The sequence below is a fragment of the Rhodopila sp. genome (assembly GCF_035548235.1).
GTDB lineage: Bacteria > Pseudomonadota > Alphaproteobacteria > Acetobacterales > Acetobacteraceae > Rhodopila.
Genome location: NZ_DASZTJ010000280.1, coordinates 1 through 17310 on the forward strand (window position 1 = coordinate 1; position 17310 = coordinate 17310).

18 protein-coding genes are annotated in these 17310 nt (G+C 66.2%); 6 read left to right on the top strand and 12 right to left on the bottom strand.

The annotated features are described in order from the left end of the window. A partial coding sequence (locus VHB27_RS22760; RefSeq protein WP_325604916.1) for an alpha/beta fold hydrolase occupies nucleotides 1–203 on the top strand: 203 nt, incomplete at its 5' end. A gap of 131 nt (nucleotides 204–334) precedes the next feature. Here VHB27_RS22760 and VHB27_RS22765 read toward each other — a convergent pair. The 11 genes from VHB27_RS22765 to VHB27_RS22815 form a co-directional block, all read right to left on the bottom strand. Then, the gene (locus VHB27_RS22765; RefSeq protein ID WP_325604918.1) at nucleotides 335–1117 is read right to left on the bottom strand and encodes an SDR family oxidoreductase; all 783 of its coding nucleotides are present in this window, start codon (nucleotides 1115–1117) and stop codon (nucleotides 335–337) included. Between the two features lie 163 nt (nucleotides 1118–1280). Then, the gene (locus VHB27_RS22770; protein WP_325604919.1) at nucleotides 1281–1649 is read right to left on the bottom strand and encodes a HesB/IscA family protein; all 369 of its coding nucleotides are present in this window, start codon (nucleotides 1647–1649) and stop codon (nucleotides 1281–1283) included. 25 nt (nucleotides 1650–1674) lie between these two features. Next, nucleotides 1675–2040, bottom strand: coding sequence for an SUF system Fe-S cluster assembly protein (locus VHB27_RS22775; protein ID WP_325604921.1), 366 nt, complete (start codon nucleotides 2038–2040; stop codon nucleotides 1675–1677). Beyond that, complete coding sequence (gene sufU / locus VHB27_RS22780; protein WP_325604923.1) at nucleotides 2033–2503, bottom strand: Fe-S cluster assembly sulfur transfer protein SufU; 471 nt, start codon at nucleotides 2501–2503, stop codon at nucleotides 2033–2035. Before sufU ends, VHB27_RS22775 begins: the two co-directional genes overlap by 8 nt. Nucleotides 2504–2519: 16 nt before the next feature. Beyond that, on the bottom strand, nucleotides 2520–3761 hold the full coding sequence (locus tag VHB27_RS22785; RefSeq protein ID WP_325604925.1) for an aminotransferase class V-fold PLP-dependent enzyme: 1242 nt from the start codon (nucleotides 3759–3761) through the stop codon (nucleotides 2520–2522). Continuing rightward, entirely contained in the window at nucleotides 3758–4996 is a 1239-nt protein-coding gene (gene sufD, locus VHB27_RS22790; RefSeq protein ID WP_325604927.1) for a Fe-S cluster assembly protein SufD, read from the bottom strand. The genes VHB27_RS22785 and sufD overlap by 4 nt, the downstream gene beginning before the upstream one ends. After that, entirely contained in the window at nucleotides 4993–5742 is a 750-nt protein-coding gene (gene sufC / locus VHB27_RS22795; protein ID WP_325604929.1) for a Fe-S cluster assembly ATPase SufC, read from the bottom strand. Before sufC ends, sufD begins: the two co-directional genes overlap by 4 nt. A 4-nt stretch (nucleotides 5743–5746) precedes the next feature. Continuing rightward, entirely contained in the window at nucleotides 5747–7240 is a 1494-nt protein-coding gene (gene sufB / locus VHB27_RS22800) for a Fe-S cluster assembly protein SufB (RefSeq protein ID WP_325604931.1), read from the bottom strand. Nucleotides 7241–7248: 8 nt separating this feature from the next. After that, on the bottom strand, nucleotides 7249–7704 hold the full coding sequence (locus tag VHB27_RS22805; RefSeq protein WP_325604933.1) for an SUF system Fe-S cluster assembly regulator: 456 nt from the start codon (nucleotides 7702–7704) through the stop codon (nucleotides 7249–7251). A gap of 133 nt (nucleotides 7705–7837) precedes the next feature. Then, on the bottom strand, nucleotides 7838–8215 hold the full coding sequence (locus VHB27_RS22810) for a PPOX class F420-dependent oxidoreductase (protein WP_325604935.1): 378 nt from the start codon (nucleotides 8213–8215) through the stop codon (nucleotides 7838–7840). Between the two features lie 7 nt (nucleotides 8216–8222). Further along, nucleotides 8223–9224 (bottom strand): NAD(P)H-quinone oxidoreductase, encoded by a 1002-nt coding sequence (locus VHB27_RS22815; RefSeq protein WP_325604937.1) that lies wholly within the window; start codon nucleotides 9222–9224, stop codon nucleotides 8223–8225. A gap of 284 nt (nucleotides 9225–9508) precedes the next feature. Between VHB27_RS22815 and VHB27_RS22820 the strand changes: the two genes are divergently transcribed. The 5 genes from VHB27_RS22820 (at nucleotide 9509) to pdxA (ending at nucleotide 16815) form a co-directional block, all read left to right on the top strand. Beyond that, nucleotides 9509–9787: a DUF2852 domain-containing protein gene (locus VHB27_RS22820; RefSeq protein WP_325604939.1), complete on the top strand. Its 279-nt coding sequence runs from the start codon at nucleotides 9509–9511 to the stop codon at nucleotides 9785–9787. 193 nt (nucleotides 9788–9980) lie between these two features. Then, nucleotides 9981–12848 (top strand): 2-oxoglutarate dehydrogenase E1 component, encoded by a 2868-nt coding sequence (locus VHB27_RS22825; protein ID WP_325604941.1) that lies wholly within the window; start codon nucleotides 9981–9983, stop codon nucleotides 12846–12848. 120 nt (nucleotides 12849–12968) lie between these two features. Then, nucleotides 12969–14234 (top strand): 2-oxoglutarate dehydrogenase complex dihydrolipoyllysine-residue succinyltransferase, encoded by a 1266-nt coding sequence (odhB, locus tag VHB27_RS22830; RefSeq protein WP_325604943.1) that lies wholly within the window; start codon nucleotides 12969–12971, stop codon nucleotides 14232–14234. Between the two features lie 132 nt (nucleotides 14235–14366). After that, a complete protein-coding gene (lpdA, locus tag VHB27_RS22835; RefSeq protein ID WP_325604945.1) occupies nucleotides 14367–15758 on the top strand; it encodes a dihydrolipoyl dehydrogenase in 1392 nt (463 codons plus the stop codon). 46 nt (nucleotides 15759–15804) lie between these two features. Next, on the top strand, nucleotides 15805–16815 hold the full coding sequence (gene pdxA / locus VHB27_RS22840; protein ID WP_325604947.1) for a 4-hydroxythreonine-4-phosphate dehydrogenase PdxA: 1011 nt from the start codon (nucleotides 15805–15807) through the stop codon (nucleotides 16813–16815). A gap of 9 nt (nucleotides 16816–16824) precedes the next feature. On the opposite strand, the gene VHB27_RS22845 is transcribed toward pdxA, so the two are convergent. Then, nucleotides 16825–17310: ABC transporter ATP-binding protein (locus VHB27_RS22845; RefSeq protein ID WP_325604949.1), on the bottom strand; the 486-nt coding region annotated here is incomplete at its 5' end.

The following is a 17310-nucleotide window of genomic DNA, read 5'->3' on the forward strand; positions in this document are numbered from 1 at the left end:
AACCGGCGCATCACCGGGTGATGGCGCCGACGCTTGTCCTATGGGGCGAGCGGGACCGGGTGACGCCTCCGGATCGCGCGGACGGGGTCATGCAGGCGCTGCCGGGGGCGTCGCTGGCGATGCTGTCCGGCCTTGGGCATATGCCGCAGGAGGAAGATCCTGCCGCTTCGCTGAAGCCGGTCGCGGCGTTCCTGGCTAGATAATCGGTGCTGATTCGTCTTGATCGGCCTTGCGGCCGGTCATGACGGGGGGTGCTGGTGGAGTGAAAGGCGTGGATAGCCGGCCTGCGCCCGCCATGACACGGGGGCAGGCCCGACCGTAGTCCGGAAGGAGTTCAAACCACCGGACTGGCGCCGCCGTCCATGTTGATCGCCGTTCCGGTTGTGAAACCAGCCAGGTCACTGCACAGGAAACAGGCCATGGCGGCGAATTCTTCCGCCTTGCCGATCCGGCCCAGCGGGACGTTTGCGCCGAGCTTCGCGGCGTATTCCTCATACGGTGCATTGGTGCCGGCCGAGGCATGGCGGCGGCGGTGCTGTTCGGAGTCGATCAGGCCGACCAGCATGCCGTTGACCAGAATCCCGTGTGGCGCTCCCTCGTTCGCCAGCACCTTCATGAATGCCATGCCGGCGGCGCGGGAAACCGCGGTGGGCGCGCCGTTTGCACGCGGCGCCTTGGCGCCCAGGTTCAGCACGTTGATGATGCGGCCCCATTTCCGCTCCTTCATGCCCGGCCAGACCAGGCGGGTGAGGCGGATCGCGGCGAACAGTTTCAGGTCCAGGTCTTCCTGCCAGATCTCGTCGGTGATCTCGGTCGAGGGCATGGCGCGGGAGGTGCCGGCGTTGTTGATCAGGATGTCGACCTTGCCGAAGGTCTTGATGACGGCGGCGACGGTCTTTGTGATGTCCTCGGCCTTGGAGACGTCGCACTGGAACGTCGCGACCTTGCCGGAAGCGTTGGCCTCGACGGCGGCTTTCGCCTCGGCGAGCCCGTCCGGGCTGCGGGCCAGGATGGCGACGTTTGCGCCGGAAGCGGCGAATTCCTTCGCCATGGCCAAGCCGAGACCCTTGCTGCTGCCGGTAATGATGGCCGATCGGCCGTCGAGACGCACTTCCATGCTTCGTTTCCCCCAAACTTAAAGATGCAGGCCCGTGATGGGTGCATTCTCTACGTCATGGCGGAGTTTGTCATCCTTGCGCCCCAAGGGCGTCGAAGCAGACCGCTGCCTCCTCTCGTCGTGGCAGGCCTGCACCCAGCCGTGACGAGGGTCCCCTGCCCTATCAAACGTGGAAACTCTCGCCGCAGCCGCAACGGCCTTTTTCGTTCGGATTGGTGAACGTGAAGCCCGAGGTCAGCGATTTCGTTTCATAATCCATCACCGTCCCGATCAGGAACAGCGACGCCTTGCGGTCGACCAGCACGGTCAGGCCCTTGTCCTTGACGACCTCATCGGTCGGCGCCGGTTCGTCGGCCCAGGACATGTCATAGGACAGGCCGGAGCAGCCTTTCGCTTTCACGCCGATGCGCAGCAGCTTGCTGTCCTCGCCCTTGGAATACAACGCGCGCAGGCGGTCAGCGGCGGCGTCGGTCAGGGTCATCAGCGGTGGCAGTTCCCGCTTCTTGCGCGGGGCGGCGGTCGTTGCACTCATGATCTCAATCAATCCTCATGCACGATCAGAACATGTTCAATTGCAGCCGAGCGTCCTCGGACATGCGGGTCGGGTCCCACGGGGGATCCCAGACGGTTTCGACCTGGCAGGACGACACGCCCGGCACCGCCAGGATCGCGTTCTGCACCTGCTCCGGCAGCTCCTGCGCGCTGGGGCAGCCGGGCGCCGTCAGGGTCATCTCGACCTTCACGCCATTGTCGTCGTCGATCTCGATCGCGTAGATCAGCCCGAGTTCGTAGATATTCACCGGGATTTCCGGATCGTAGACGGTGGCGCAAGCCTCGATCAGTTGCTCTTCGGTCAGCTTCGCAGGCACGGGAGTCTCGCCGTCAGGTGTCCAGGTGGTCGCGGGCCCGTTCAGATCATTCACTGCTAGCCTCCTTCGAGCCTTCGATCGCGGCGATCAGCGCATGCCAGGGCAAGGTCGCGCACTTCACCCGGGACGGGTACTCGTGCACGCCTGCCAGCGGCGCGAGCCGCTCCATCGGCTCCGTCAGCGCCGCATCGCAATGCGGGCAGGAGCCGGTTTTCACCAGTTCGCGGAACGTCTCGAACAATGCCTTGGTGCTGGTTGCGTCGCGTCCCGTTACCGTCTCCGCCATCAGGTCGGCCGAGGCGATGCTGATGGCGCAGCCCCGCGCTTCGAATCCCACATCGGCGATCTTGCCGTCCTGGCGGCGCAGGAAGACCTGCACGCGGTCGCCGCACATCGGGTTGTCACCCTTGGCCGAGGCGTCGAACACCTCCAGACGCTTGCCATGACGTGGCTTGCGGCCGTGATCCAGGATCACTTCCTGATACAGGTCGCGCAGGTCGGCGAAGCTGTCACTCATTCCTTGGCACTCATCCTCATGCGAAGAACGTCCTGACGCGCTCTAGTCCCTCGGCCAGTGCGTCGATCTCTGCCATGGTCGTATAGACACCGAAGCTGGCGCGGGCGGTGCTGTCGAGATTGTAGCTGCGCATCAGCGGTTCGGCGCAATGATGCCCCGCGCGAACGGCGATACCCTGACGGTCGAGCAGGGTCGCGACGTCATGCGCATGCGCCCCCTCCACCGTGAACGAAACCACGCCGCCGCGTTCCTGCGCATGACCGACGACGCGGACACCCTTGATGGAGTCCAGCCGGGCCAGGGCGTGTTCGGTCAGCGCCGCTTCGTGCGCCGCGATGGCGGGGTAGCCGATCGCCTGCACGTAATCGATCGCCGCCTTCAGGCCGATGCCTTCCAGGATCGGCGGCGTCCCGGCCTCGAACTTGTGCGGCACCTGCGCCCAGGTCGATTGCTCATAGGAGACGGAGGAGATCATGTCGCCGCCGCCCAGGAAGGGCGGCATCCGCTCCAGCAGGTTCCGCTTGCCGTACAGCACGCCGATGCCGGTGGGGCCGTACAGCTTGTGTCCGGTCCAGGCGTAGAAGTCGCAGCCCAGCGCCTGCACGTCGACCTTGCGGTGGACGATGGCCTGGGAGCCGTCGAACAGCACCTTTGCGCCATGGGCATGGGCGATCGCGGTGATCCGTTCCGCCGGCGTCACCGAACCCAGCACGTTGGACATGTGCGTGATCGACACCAGCCCGACGCGGCCATCCGCCAGCAGCGCCTCGAACGCCGCCATGTCCAGCTCGCCGGCTTCGTTGATCGGGCAGACGCGCAGTTCGATCCCATGGGAATCCCGCAGCAACTGCCAAGGGACGATGTTGGAGTGATGCTCCATCCCCGAAATCAGCACTGCCTGTCCGCGCTTCATCACGCCGCGGCCGTAGCTGTGGGCCATCAGGTTGAGCGATTCGGTGCTGTTGCGGGTCAGCACGATCTCCGACCGGTCGGCGGCGTTCATCAGCGTGGCGATGGCGTCGCGCACGGCCTCATAGGCCTCTGTGGTCCGCTCGCTCATCCAGTGCAGGCCGCGATGGACGTTGGCGTATTGCGTTTCCATCGCATGCTTCATCGCCTCGATGACCGCGGTCGGCTTCTGCGCCGAGGCGGCGCTGTCGAGGAACACGAGCGGCTTGCCGCGAATGGTCTGGGTCAGGATGGGGAAATCCTTGCGGATCGCCTCGACGTCCAGGGCAGGCAGGGTTTCGGCGTTCATGCGATCAGGCTTTCCCACCGCGTTTCAACGATACGTTCCAAGTGGTCCCGGATGGTATCGTCGGCAATGGTGTCGAGAAGTTCGGACAGGAATGCATGCACCAGGATGGCGCGGGCCTCGGCCTCGGGGACGCCGCGGCTGCGCAGGTAGAAAAGCTGTTCTGCGTCCAGCTCCCCGACGGTGGCGCCGTGGCTGCACTTCACGTCGTCGGCGAAGATCTCGAGTTCCGGCTTGGAATCGATCTCTGCCTCCGGCGACAGCAGCAGCGCCTGGTTCATCTGGTAGCCGTCGGTCTTCTGCGCGTCGCGCGCCACCTCGATCCGGCCCTGGAAGACGCCGCGGGCGCGGCCGGCCAGCACGTTCTTCACCGTCTGGCGCGATTGGCAGTTCGGCGCTTCGTGCCGGACGACCGAGGTGAAATCGGCGTGCTGCGCGCCGGTCAGCAGGTTCGCGCCGTTCAAATGCGCCATGGCCTTGGGACCGTTCAGCCCGACATGCGCCTCGGTGCGCGACAGGCGGCCACCGAGCGAGAGGGTGAAACTGTCATAGGTGGCGCCTGGACCGACATCGGCATAGACCGTGGAGACATGGAACGCCGTGGATGCGTCCTGCTGGATGCGGATATGCGTCAGATGCGCGCCGGCAGCGAGATGGACCTCGGTCACGGTGTTGGTCAGGTAGATGCCGTCGCCCGCGGCATGCTCGATCAGCGCCAGGCGGGCGTTCTCCCGGAGGCGGATGATGTGGCGCGGATGAAAGTCGCCGTTGCTGGCGGCGATATGCACGATCTGCAGCGTGCCGAAATCGTCTCCGGCGCCGACCTCCAGGACCAGGCCGTCTTCCGCCAACATGGTGTTGAGAGCAACCATCGGCTCTTGGTCGGGCCGCGTCAGGGTGCCGAAGTCGGGCGTCAGCGCGAAACGGCTCGAACAACCGGCCAAACCAGGTTCTGCCGTCAGATCGTCGCGCAGCGCACCATCGACAAACACCGCGCATGGCGCATCCAGCAGCGGCAGCCGGCGCAGGATCGTTTCGGCCTCGTGCACCGGCCCGGCGGCGCGGAACGCGGTCTCCGCCACCGGGCGCAGGCTGGTGTATTTCCATGCCTCCGCCCGCCGCCGCTGCTCGCCGGGGATGCCGGAGGCGCGGAATGCGTCCGCCGCGTCGGCGCGCAGGCGGGAATCGCCGGGCAGCCTGCCGATCAGCGCTTCGTACCGGTCGAGGAAGCTGCTCACGCCGCCTCCTGCACCATCGCGGCGTATCCGCTCTTTTCCAGCTCCAGCGCCAGTTCCGGGCCGCCGCTGCGGACGATCCGGCCGTGCGCCAGCACATGGACGCGGTTCGGCACCAGGAGGTCCAGCAGGCGCTGGTGGTGGGTGATGACCAGGGCCGAGAAATCCGGACTGCGCAGCGCGTTGACGCCGTCGGCGACGATGCGCAGCGCGTCGATGTCCAGGCCGCTGTCGGTTTCGTCCAGGATCGCCAGCCTGGGCTTCAGGATGGCCATCTGCAGCACTTCGTTGCGCTTCTTCTCGCCGCCCGAGAAGCCGACATTCACATTGCGCTTCAGCAGGTCTTCCTTCATCGCCAGCGTCTTGGCCGCCGCTCGGGCGGTCTTCAGGAACTGTGCCGCATCCAGCTCCTCCTCACCCCGTGCGCGGCGGATCGCGTTCAGCGCGGTGCGCAGGAAGTTGGCGTTGTTGACGCCCGGCAGTTCGATCGGTGCCTGGAACGCCAGGAAGATACCGGCGACGGCGCGCTCCTCGGGTTCCATCGCCAAAAGGTCGGCACCATTGAAGGTCACGCCGCCGGCGGTGACCTCGTACTCCTCCCGCCCCGCCAGCACATAGCCCAGCGTGGACTTGCCGGAGCCGTTGGGCCCCATGATGGCATGGATCTCGCCGTCAGGCACGGTGATGTCGATGCCCTTGAGGATCGGCTTGTCTTCGATCGAGGCGGCCAGGCCGCGGATTTCCAGCATAAGATTACCCCACAGACCCTTCGAGCGATACGGCGAGCAGCTTCTGCGCTTCGACCGCGAACTCCATGGGCAGTTCCTTCAAGACGTCCTTGCAGAACCCGTTGACGATCAGGCCGACGGCGTCTTCCTCGGACAGGCCGCGGCTGCGGCAGTAGAACAACTGGTCCTCGGCGATTTTCGACGTCGTCGCCTCGTGTTCCACTTTGGCCGTGCGGTTGCGGCTTTCGATATAGGGCACGGTGTGCGCCCCGCATTTGTCGCCGATCAGCAGGCTATCGCACTGGGTGAAGTTGCGTGCGTTCGCCGCCGTCGGCAGCATCCGCACCAGCCCGCGATAGGTGTTGTTCGACCGGCCGGCGCTGATCCCCTTTGAAACGATCGTGCTGCGCGATCCCTTGCCGATATGGATCATTTTCGTTCCGGTATCGGCCTGCTGGTGGTTGTTCGTCACCGCCACCGAATAGAACTCGCCCACCGAGTCCGCGCCCTGCAGCACGCAGGAAGGGTATTTCCAGGTGATGGCGGATCCGGTCTCGACCTGGGTCCAGGAGATCTTCGAGCGGTCGCCGCGGCAGGCGCCGCGCTTGGTGACGTAGTTGTAGATGCCGCCCTTGCCTTCGGAGTCGCCCGGATACCAGTTCTGTACCGTGGAGTATTTGATCTGCGCGTCGTTCATCGCGATCAGCTCGACCACCGCGGCGTGCAGCTGGTTCTCGTCGCGCTGGGGTGCGGTGCAGCCTTCCAGGTAGCTGACATAGCTGCCTTCGTCGGCGATGATCAGCGTCCGCTCGAACTGGCCGGTGTTTCGGGCATTGATGCGGAAATAGGTGGACAGCTCCATCGGGCAGCGGACGCCCTTGGGGATGTAGACGAAGCTGCCGTCGGTGAAGACGGCGCTGTTCAGCGCGGCGAAGAAATTGTCCCCCACCGGCACCACGGTCCCCAAATATTGCCGCACCAGCTCGGGATGTTCCTTCACCGCCTCGCTGATCGGGCAGAAGATGACGCCGGCTTCCTTCAGCGTCTTCTGGAACGTCGTGGCGACCGAGACGCTGTCGAACACCGCATCCACCGCGATCTGGCGGTCTGTCTCCCCAGGGAGGTCACCGGGATCGACACCGGCCAGGATCGCCCGCTCCTTCAGCGGGATTCCCAGCTTCTCATACATCGCCAGCAATTCGGGGTCGACGTCGTCCAGGCTGCGCGGGCCGGCCTTCTTCTTCGGCGCGGCGTAGTAATGGAGGTCCTGGTAGTCGATCGGCGGATGGTCGACCCGGGCCCAATGCGGTTCCTCCATCGCTTTCCATGCGGCGAAGGCCTTCAGGCGCCAGTCCAGCATCCAGTCCGGCTCCTCCTTGCGGGCGGAGATCAGGCGGATGATGTCCTCGTTCAGCCCTTTGGGGGCGAAGTCCATCTCGATCGACGTCTCGAAGCCCCACTTGTAGCCGGACTGCGTGACGGACTGGACGGTGTCGAGGGTTTCGGTCGTAGCGGGCATTCGATGTCCTATTCTGCGGCGGCGCGCTGGGCGGGCGGCGCGGCGGTGCGCATCGGCGGTATGGAGTCCTGCATATCCGCCAAAGTGATGGCGGCGACCGCACGCTGCACCGCGGCATTGACCGGGTTCCAGCGCCCGCGCATCGGGCACAGGTCACGGGATTCGCACTCGGTGCTGCTATAGCCGTCGACGCACGCGGTCAGGGCGATCGGACCGTCAATGGCCGAGATCACCTCCGACACGCCAATCTCGGACAGGCCGCGCTTGAGCCGGTAGCCGCCCCTCGCGCCGCGCTGCGAGACGACGAGATCCGCGCTGGCAAGAATCTTCAGCACCTTCGCGACCGTCGGTTCGGGGATGCCCGTCGCGGCGGCGATGCCGGGGGCGGTCTGCACCCCCTCCTGATGCGACAGGCGCACGAGGACCACGACGGCGTAGTCGGCAAGTTTTGACAGCCGGAGCATGACGGCCTGCAACCTTGGGTTGGACGATTGACGACTAACAGGACTTGTTGGGTCCTGATTTCCGGGAAGTGGCGTTTTTCGAAGGGGGAGTCAAGAGGTTCGGACATCTGATGATCATGTCAGGGACGCGTGATCAACGGGGCGACAGGCGGATGACCACCCGTGAGCGGCGCGTCACCAGGAAACCCAGGTCCAGCAGCCACTTCAGCGGCCGGTATTTCCGGTCGATCAGGCCCATGCCGAAATCGAAATCGGGACCGGTCACCAGGGTCGCCGTGGCGTCGAACCAGGGACCGGTGACGTTGCCGCGGAAATCGCACGGCGCGATCCGCGCCAGCGGCGTGTGCCGGATACGCTTCACCTTCCCGGTCCGGGCGATCGTATAGACATATAATGTCCCGTCAGGCGCGGCAGCGAACCAGACCGGGGTGCGCACCGCCTGGCCGGAGCGGCGGACGGTTTCCAGGTTCAGGTACTGTTTCCCGTCGAAGCTCGCACCCCAGCCGGACATGTCGCCGTTACCCCACGGTCAGGACGATCTTCCCGATATGGCTGCTGGTTTCCATCAGCCGGTGTGCCTCGGCGGCCTGGGACAGCGGGAAGGTCGCGTGGATCACCGGCGGGCAGCGCCCGGCATCCAGCACCGGCCAGACCTTGGCACGCAGCTCGGCGGCGATGGCCGCTTTCTGCGCCGTCGTCCGGGGCCGCATCGTCGAGCCGGTGATCGTCAGCCGCCGCAGCATCACCGGCAGGAAGTCGAACTCGGCGGCCTTGCTGCCTTCCAGGAAGGCGATGATGACCAGTCGGCCATCCATCCCCAGGCTGCGGACGTTGCGGGTCGCATAGGGTGCGCCCACCATGTCCAGGATCACGTCGACGCCCTTACCGCTGGTCAGGGTCTTCACCTCGGCAGCGAAATCCTGGGTGCGGTAATTGATCGCCACATCTGCGCCGAGGCGGCGGCAGGCATCGCATTTGACCTCGCTGCCCGCGGTGGCGAAGACCCGCGCACCGAATTCGTGGGCAAGCTGGATGGCGGTGACGCCGATGCCGCTGGTGCCGCCGTGGATGAGCACCGTCTCGCCTTTCGCCAGCCGGCCGGCCTGGAACAGGTTGGCCCAAACGGTGAAGGCGGTCTCGGGCACCGCGCCGGCCTTGATGGCGTCATATCCCTTGGGCCACGGCAGGCACTGCGTCGCGGCGACGGCGCAGTATTCGGCGTAACCACCCCCGTTGGCGAGAGCGCAGACCTTGTCGCCGATCGTCCATAGCGTGACCTCGGGGCCCATGGCGACCACCTCGCCCGCGACTTCCAGACCCAGGATCGGACTGGCACCCGGCGGCGGCGGATAGGAGCCCTGACGCTGCAGCACGTCCGGCCGGTTGATGCCCGCGGCCAGGACACGGACCAGCACCTCGTCCGCCTTGAGGTCGGGCACCGGACCGGTGGCAAGACCCAGAACCTCCGGCGCGCCGGGGCCGCTGGCCTGGACGTAACGCATGGTCTGGGGGTGAGGCATGGGCGGCTCCTTCGGTAAGCCGTGCAGTCTAGGCCAAGATCGCCGAGAGGCGAATGTCGCGGTGGGAGGGTGGCATTGCCACCTGAAATTGCAGGTTGGAATAAATTGTCTCATTTCTGTAAATGCAACCCACACGAGAGGTATGGGCATTCCATGCCCGCTTGAACCGGCCGGGACCGCACCCAATCTGCGTCTGTCTTCGCTTCCGGCGCCACGCGCTGGTGCGGCCGCGCGGACTTGGCCGGCCAGCGGTACGCTTTGAAAACTCGGTGGGAACAGCAAGAATGGGTCGCGTCAAACGACGGTCTCCTCCGCCAGCGCAGCAGGATCAGTGGGTCATCGCGCCGCCCTGGGGTGTGCTAGGGGGCGGGCTGCCCTGTCCTGGTCGGCTGACCTTCGATGAATATCGCGCCGAGACCCTGCGCCGCATGGAGCAGGTGCAGGAAGAGTTTGCCGCCTTCGTGGAACGTCTCCGCTTCGCCCGCGACAAGGCCGAATTCGACCAGTTCGTCGCGGAATGCCGAGCTCGGATCGCCGGTCCCTCGAGGCAGGCCGCCGATTGAGGCGATGTTGGCGTGCCGCTTGCTTCACCGCGCCACGGAGCAACCTGAGCGGGAAACGACGTAACCTGGGACCGGAGACCGCCGAAAACCTATAGGACATGCGACGCAAGCAACCCTGCGGCGCTGAAAAGAGCTTTCCGCTCGTGGACGCCTTCTCTAAGAGGCGGCCCCGGACGCATAAAGGACCGCAATCATGCCCGGTATCGACATCATCGCGTCGGCGTTCAATGGCGCGAATGCGGCATTCCTGGCCGATCTGTACGCACGCTGGGTATCGAATCCCAGTTCCGTCGACCCAAGTTTCGCCGATCTGTTCGCCGCCATGAACGATGAAGCCCGGTCGGTGTTGGAGGACGCCTCCGGCGCGTCCTGGGCGCCCCGCCCGGCCTTCGGTTCAGACGAGCAGCCGGCCGCGAAACCGGCGGGCAAGGCCGCGGGCGGCCTCGATCCGGAACAGGTGCGGCAGGCGACGATCGCGTCGCTGCGGGCGCTGATGCTGATCCGGTCCTATCGCGTGCGCGGGCACCTGGAAGCCCGCCTCGACCCGCTGGGCCTGCAAGTGCCGCATCCGCATCCGGAGCTCGACCCCGCGTCCTACGGGTTCACCGATGCCGACCTCGACAAGCCGATCTTCATCGACAACGTGCTGGGGCGGGAGACCGCGACCCTGCGTGAGATCGTCGGCATCCTGCGCGCCAGCTATTGCGGCCCGATCGGCGTCGAGTTCATGCACATCCAGGACCCTGGCCAGAAGGCCTGGATCCAGCGCCGGGTCGAGGGGGCGCCCTGGAACACCTTCCTGTCGGCGGACGAAAAGCGCACGGTCCTGCAGCACCTGACCGAGGCCGAGGGGTTCGAGGCGTTCTGCCAGAAGCGCTATGTCACGACCAAGCGCTTCGGCCTGGAAGGTGGCGAGGTCACCATCCCCGCCCTGCACGCGATGATCCAGGTCGCCGCCGCCGGCGGCGTGAACGAGGTCGCGATCGGCATGCCGCATCGCGGCCGGCTGAACACCCTGGTCAACATCGTCAAGAAGCCGCTGACCGCGCTGTTCAGCGAATTCGGCGGCGAGAGCTTCAAGCCCGAGGACGTGCAGGGCTCCGGCGACGTCAAATACCATCTGGGCACCTCGACCGATGTCGAGATCGCCGGCCATAACGTGCATCTGTCGCTGCAGCCGAACCCCTCCCACCTGGAGGCCGTCGACCCGGTCGTCGTGGGCAAGGTGCGGGCGCGGCAGGATTCGGCGGGCGATACCCGCACGCGTTCGTCGGTGATGGCGATCGTCATGCACGGCGATGCCGCCTTCGCCGGCCAGGGCCTGGTATATGAGACCCTGGCGATGAGCCAGTTGATCGGCTATCGCACCGGCGGTTCGATCCATATCGTGGTCAACAACCAGATCGGCTTCACCACGGTGCCGGCGCATGCCTATTCGGGCCTGTATTGCACCGACGTCGCCAAGTCGATCCAGGCGCCGATCCTGCACGTCAACGGCGACGACCCCGAAGCGGTGATCTTCTGCGCCCGCCTCGCCGCCGAATATCGCATGGAGTTCGGCAGCGACGTGGTGTTGGACATCGTCTGCTATCGCCGCCACGGCCATAACGAGACGGATGAGCCGGCGTTCACCCAGCCGCTGATGTACAAGGCCATCGGCGCGCTGAAGACCACGCGCACGCTGTATGCCGAGAAGCTGGCGACCGAAGGTGCCGTGCCCGCCGCGGATGCGCAGGCGATGCTCGATACGTTCACCAAGACGCTGGAAGACGCGAACGCAGCGGCGAAATCCTTCAAGCCCAACAAGGCGGACTGGCTGGAAGGCCATTGGGCCGGCCTGGTGCCTCCGGAACGGGAAGACACGCCGCATGTCGAGGAGCAGACGGCGGTCCCGCTGGAGACACTGAAGACGGTCGGCGCCGCCCTTTCACGGGTCCCCGAAGGCTTCAACATCAACCCCAAGATCGCCCGCCAGCTTGAGGCCAAGAGGCAGGCGATCGAGTCCGGCCAGGATATCGACTGGGCCACCGGCGAGGCGCTGGCCTTCGGCACCCTGCTCGTCGAGGGCAATCGCGTCCGCCTGTCGGGCGAGGACGTGCAGCGCGGCACCTTCAGCCAGCGCCACGCGGTGTTGATCGACCAGATCAACCAGAACGAATACGTCCCGCTGAACAACATCCAGCCCGACCAGGCGCGGATCGAGATCTTCAACTCGCTGCTGTCCGAAGCCGGCGTGCTGGGCTTCGAGTACGGCTACTCGCTGGCCGATCCGCGGACGCTGGTGCTGTGGGAAGCGCAGTTCGGCGACTTCGCCAACGGCGCGCAGGTCATCATCGATCAGTTCATCGCCTCCGGCGAGACGAAGTGGCTGCGCATGTCCGGCCTGGTGATGCTGCTGCCGCATGGCTACGAAGGCCAGGGGCCGGAACACTCTTCGGCGCGGATCGAGCGCTATCTGCAGCTTTGCGCCGAACGCAACATGTGGATGTGCAATTTCACCACGCCGGCGAACTACTTCCACGCACTGCGCCGGCAGTTGAAGCGGAACTTCCGCAAGCCGCTGGTGGTATTCGAGCCGAAATCGCTGCTGCGCCACAAGCTGGCCGTCTCGCCGCTGGCCGATTTCGCCGAAGGCTCGCGGTTCCAGTACGTGATCCCGGAGATCGACGAGATCCAGCCGCCGGAAAAGGTCCGCCGCGTCGTCCTGTGCTCCGGCAAGGTTTACTACGACCTGCTGCAGGAGCGCCGGAACCACAAGATCGACGATATCGCGATCGTCCGGCTGGAGCAGTACTACCCGTTCCCGGAAAACAGCCTGACCCGCATCCTGACCCCCTACGTCAATGCCGACGTGGTCTGGTGTCAGGAGGAGCCGGAGAACATGGGCGCCTGGACGTTCGTCGACCGGCGGATCGAGGGCGTGCTGATGAAGCTGGACATGAAGGTCCGGCGGCCCGCCTATGCCGGCCGAGACGCGGCGGCAAGCCCGGCGACCGGGCTGGCGAAGACCCATATGGCGGAGCAGTCCCGGCTTGTTTCCACCGTGCTGGGGATCGGCTGAGGCCGGCGTGCGGGGATTTTCCGCGTGAACGGGTCAATTTTCACCGCAAGTGGCGTATCGCGTTCGGCGTGGGCGCGATACTAGACCGCACAGACTTCCGCCTTTTGGAGAGAGATCGCCGTGGCGACCGAAATCATAGTGCCCGCTCTGGGCGAGAGCGTAACCACCGCGACGGTGGCGCGCTGGATCAAGCAGCAGGGCGAGGCCGTCAAAGCCGATGAGCCGCTGGTCGAGTTGGAGACCGACAAGGTCACCGTCGAGGTGAACGCCCCGTCGGCCGGCGTGCTCTCGTCGATCGCGGTGCCGGAAGGGACCGAGGTGGAGGTGGGTGCGATCCTGGGTCTGCTGGACGGCGCCGGCGCGGCCGCTGCGTCCGCCCCGGCTGCTGCTGAAGCGCGTCCGGCCGCGAACCCGCCCGCCGGCGTGAACCCGCCGCCCGCGCCGCGCGGGCCCGTGTCGCGTCCGGCGACGACGCCTCCGCCCGCCGCCGAACCGGCGCACGCGCCCTTCCCGGCGGCCGCGAAGCTGATGACCGAGAACAAGGTGTCTCCCGGTGCGATCGGCGACGGGTCCGGCAAGGATGGGCGCATCACCAAGGGCGACGTGCTGGCGTTCCTGAACCAGCCGACCTCGGCCCCTGCCGCCCCTGCCCCGGTCGCGGCAAAGCCGCCGCGGCAGGAGGAGCCGCGCGAGCAGCGGGTGAAGATGACCCGCCTGCGCCGCACGATCGCGCTGCGCCTGAAGGAAGCCCAGAATACCGCCGCGATGCTGACCACCTTCAACGAGGTGGACATGTCGGCGATCATGGCGCTGCGGACGGAATACCGCGACGCGTTCGAGAAGAAGCACAAAGGCGTCCGCCTGGGCTTCATGAGCGTGTTCGTGAAGGCCTGCTGCGTCGCGCTGAAGGAATTCCCGGCCGTCAACGCCGAGATCGACGGCGAGGACATCATCTACAAGAACTTCGTCCACATGGGCATCGCCGTCGGCGGCCCGTCGGGCCTGGTGGTGCCGGTCATCCGCGACGCCGACCAGATGGGCTTCGCGGCGATCGAAGGCGCCATTTCCGACTTCGGCCGCCGCGCCCGCGACGGCCAGTTGAAGCTGGATGAGCTGACCGGCGGCACGTTCTCCGTCACCAATGGCGGCATCTACGGCTCATTGATGTCGACGCCGATCCTGAACCCTCCGCAATCCGCGATCCTGGGGATGCACAAGATCCAGGAACGCCCGATGGCCGTCGGGGGGAAGATCGAAATCCGGCCGATGATGTACCTGGCGCTGTCCTACGACCACCGGATCGTCGACGGGAAAGAGGCCGTGTCCTTCCTGGTCCGGGTGAAGGAGGGCGTGGAGGATCCGCGGCGGCTGCTGCTGGATCTGTAATCGCAAATCGGCCTGCCTCCTTCCGTCATGGCGGGGCTTGTCCCGGCCATCTGCGACGTTTGGGGAAGCGGGCCGCGCGAAGGACGTGGATGGCCGGGACAAGCCCGGCCATGACACCAAGAGGGCTATCGGATGAGTGAATCCTTTGACGTCATCATCATCGGCTCCGGCCCTGGCGGCTATGTCTGCGCCATCCGCGCCGCCCAGCTCGGTCTCAAGACCGCCTGCGTGGAGAAGCGCGCGACCCTCGGCGGCACCTGCCTGAATATCGGCTGCATCCCCTCCAAGGCGCTGCTGCAATCCTCCGAGGAGTTCGAAAAGGCGGCGCACGCCCTGAAGGACCATGGCATCCTGATCGACAGCGTGAAGCTGGACCTGGCCAAGATGCAGGCCAGCAAGCAGGATGTCGTGACCGCCAATACCAAGGGCGTCGAATTCCTGTTCCGCAAGAACAAGGTCACTTGGCTGAAGGGCACCGGCAAGATCACCGCGCCCGGGCAGATCGACGTCGACGGCACGGCCTATACCGCCAAGAACATCGTCATCGCCACCGGCAGCGAGAGCGTTCCGCTGCCCGGCGTCACCGTCGACGAGAAGCAGATCGTCACTTCGACCGGTGCGCTGGAGTTGGACAAGGTCCCCGGCCACCTGGTGGTGATCGGCGGCGGCGTCATCGGGCTGGAGCTGGGCAGCGTCTGGCAGCGCCTCGGCGCCAAGGTGACGGTGGTGGAGTTCCTCGATCGCATCGCCCTGGGGATGGACACCGAGCTGGCGACCAATTTCCAGCGCATCCTGCAAAAGCAGGGGATGACCTTCCGTCTCGGTTCCAAGGTGACAGGCGCTACCACCGGTGCCGACGGCGTGGCGCTGACGGTGGAACCGGTGAAGGGCGGCGCCGCCGAGACGCTGAAGGCCGATATCGTGCTCGTCGCGATCGGCCGGCGGCCTTACACCGAAGGCCTGGGCCTCGACACGGTCGGCGTCGCGCTGGATGAGCGCAAGCGCATCAAGGTCGATGGCCATTGGGCGACCAACGTCCCCGGCATCTACGCGATCGGCGACGTGATCGCCGGGCCGATGCTGGCGCACAAGGGTGAGGAAGAAGGCGTCGCGATCGCCGAACGCCTCGCCGGCCAGGCGGGGCACGTGAACTACGACGCGATCCCGAGCGTGGTTTACACGTGGCCGGAAGTGGCGTCGGTGGGGAAAACGGAGGATGAGCTGAAGGCCGCGGGCGTGGCCTACTCGGTCGGCAAATTTCCGTTTACCGCCAACGGCCGTGCCAGGGCTATGGGCGACACGGACGGGTTCGTGAAGCTGCTGGCGGACAAGACGACGGACCGGCTGCTGGGCGCGCATATCCTCGGCCCCGATGCCGGGCACCTGATCGCGGAGCTGACGCTGGCGATCGAGTTCGGCGCCTCGGCCGAAGACGTGGCGCGTACCTGCCACGCTCACCCCACGCTGAGCGAGGCCGTGAAGGAAGCTGCGCTCGCGGTCGACAAGCGGGCGCTGCACATCTGATGGACAGCGAGCGCGACAGGGTGCGGGCCTGCCAAGGCCGGGACACATGATCCCCCGCGTCTCCCCGTTGGCGCTCACCATGGGCGACCCGGCCGGAATCGGGGGAGAGCTGACGCTGAAATCCTGGCACCAGCGCCGCCAGGGCGGCTCCGTCTTCGCCGCGCTGGATGATCCCGCTCGGCTTGGCCGTCTGTCCGAGGCGCTGGGCCTGGCGACTCCGATCCGGCTCGTCTCGGCCCTGTCGGAGGCTCCCGCCGTCTTCCCGGACGCGCTGCCCGTCCTGCCGGTTCCGCTCGTCGAACCCGCGGTCCCGGGCCAGCCCAGTCCGGCGAACGCGCAGGCCGTCATCGGATCGATCGAGCTGGCGACGAAGCTGGCCCTGGCCGGGGAGGCCGGCGCGGTCGTGACCAACCCGATCAACAAGGCGGTGCTCTACCAGGCCGGGTTCTCCTTCCCTGGCCATACCGAGTTCCTGGCCCATCTGACCGGGGTGGACGGGCAGGAGGTCATGATGCTGGCCAGCCCGATGCTGCGGGTGGTGCCGGTTACCGTGCATGTCTCGCTGCGCGATGCCATTGCCAGGCTGACGCCGGAAAAGATCGCCGCCGCCGCTCGCACCACCGCTGCGGCGTTGAAGCGGGATTTCGGGCTGGCATCGCCGCGGCTGGCGGTGGCCGGCCTCAATCCCCATGCGGGCGAGCAGGGGGCTTTGGGTTCGGAAGAAACCACCTTGGTGCAGCCCGCGATCGATGCGCTGCGGGCCGAGGGAATCGACGTCTCCGGTCCCTGGCCGCCCGACACGATGTTCACCGCGGCGGCGCGCACGCGTTACGATGCGGCGATCTGCCTGTATCATGACCAGGCGCTGATCCCGATCAAGACGCTGGACATGGATCACGGGGTGAACGTCACCCTGGGCCTGCCTATCGTGCGGACGTCACCGGACCATGGGACGGCATTCGATATCGCCGGGCGGGGCACGGCCGATCCGACCAGCCTGCTGGCGGCACTGGATTTGGCGGGGACGCTGGCGGCCTGCCGCGCAGGCGCGGCGTAGCCGCATCCCCTACGACAGCACGTCTTCCAGCTTCCACTCCTCGGCCGATGCGCCTGCCAGGGCCTGGATCCGAGCTTCATCCGCCTGCAGCTCTGCCGCGGGGCCGGAATAGACCATCTCGCCGTTTTCCAGCACATAGGCGTCGTCGGTGATTTCCAGGCTCATGCGCACGTTCTGCTCGACCAGCAGGACGGAAATTCCCTCTTCCCGCATTTGCGCAACGATCCGGAACACGTCCTTCACGATCAGCGGCGCCAGCCCCTGGCTGGGTTCGTCCAGGATCAGCAGCTTGGGGTTCAGCAGCAGGGCGCGGGCGATCGACAGCATCTCCTGCTCGCCGCCCGAAAGCTGTCGGCCACGGTTCGTCTTCCGCTCCTCCAGCCGGGGAAACAGCTTGTAGACGCGGTGGATGTCGAACGGGCCGGGCCGGTCGATCGGCACGCGCAGGTTTTCGTCCACCGTCAGGTTGGCGAACACCTTGCGTCCTTCCGGCAC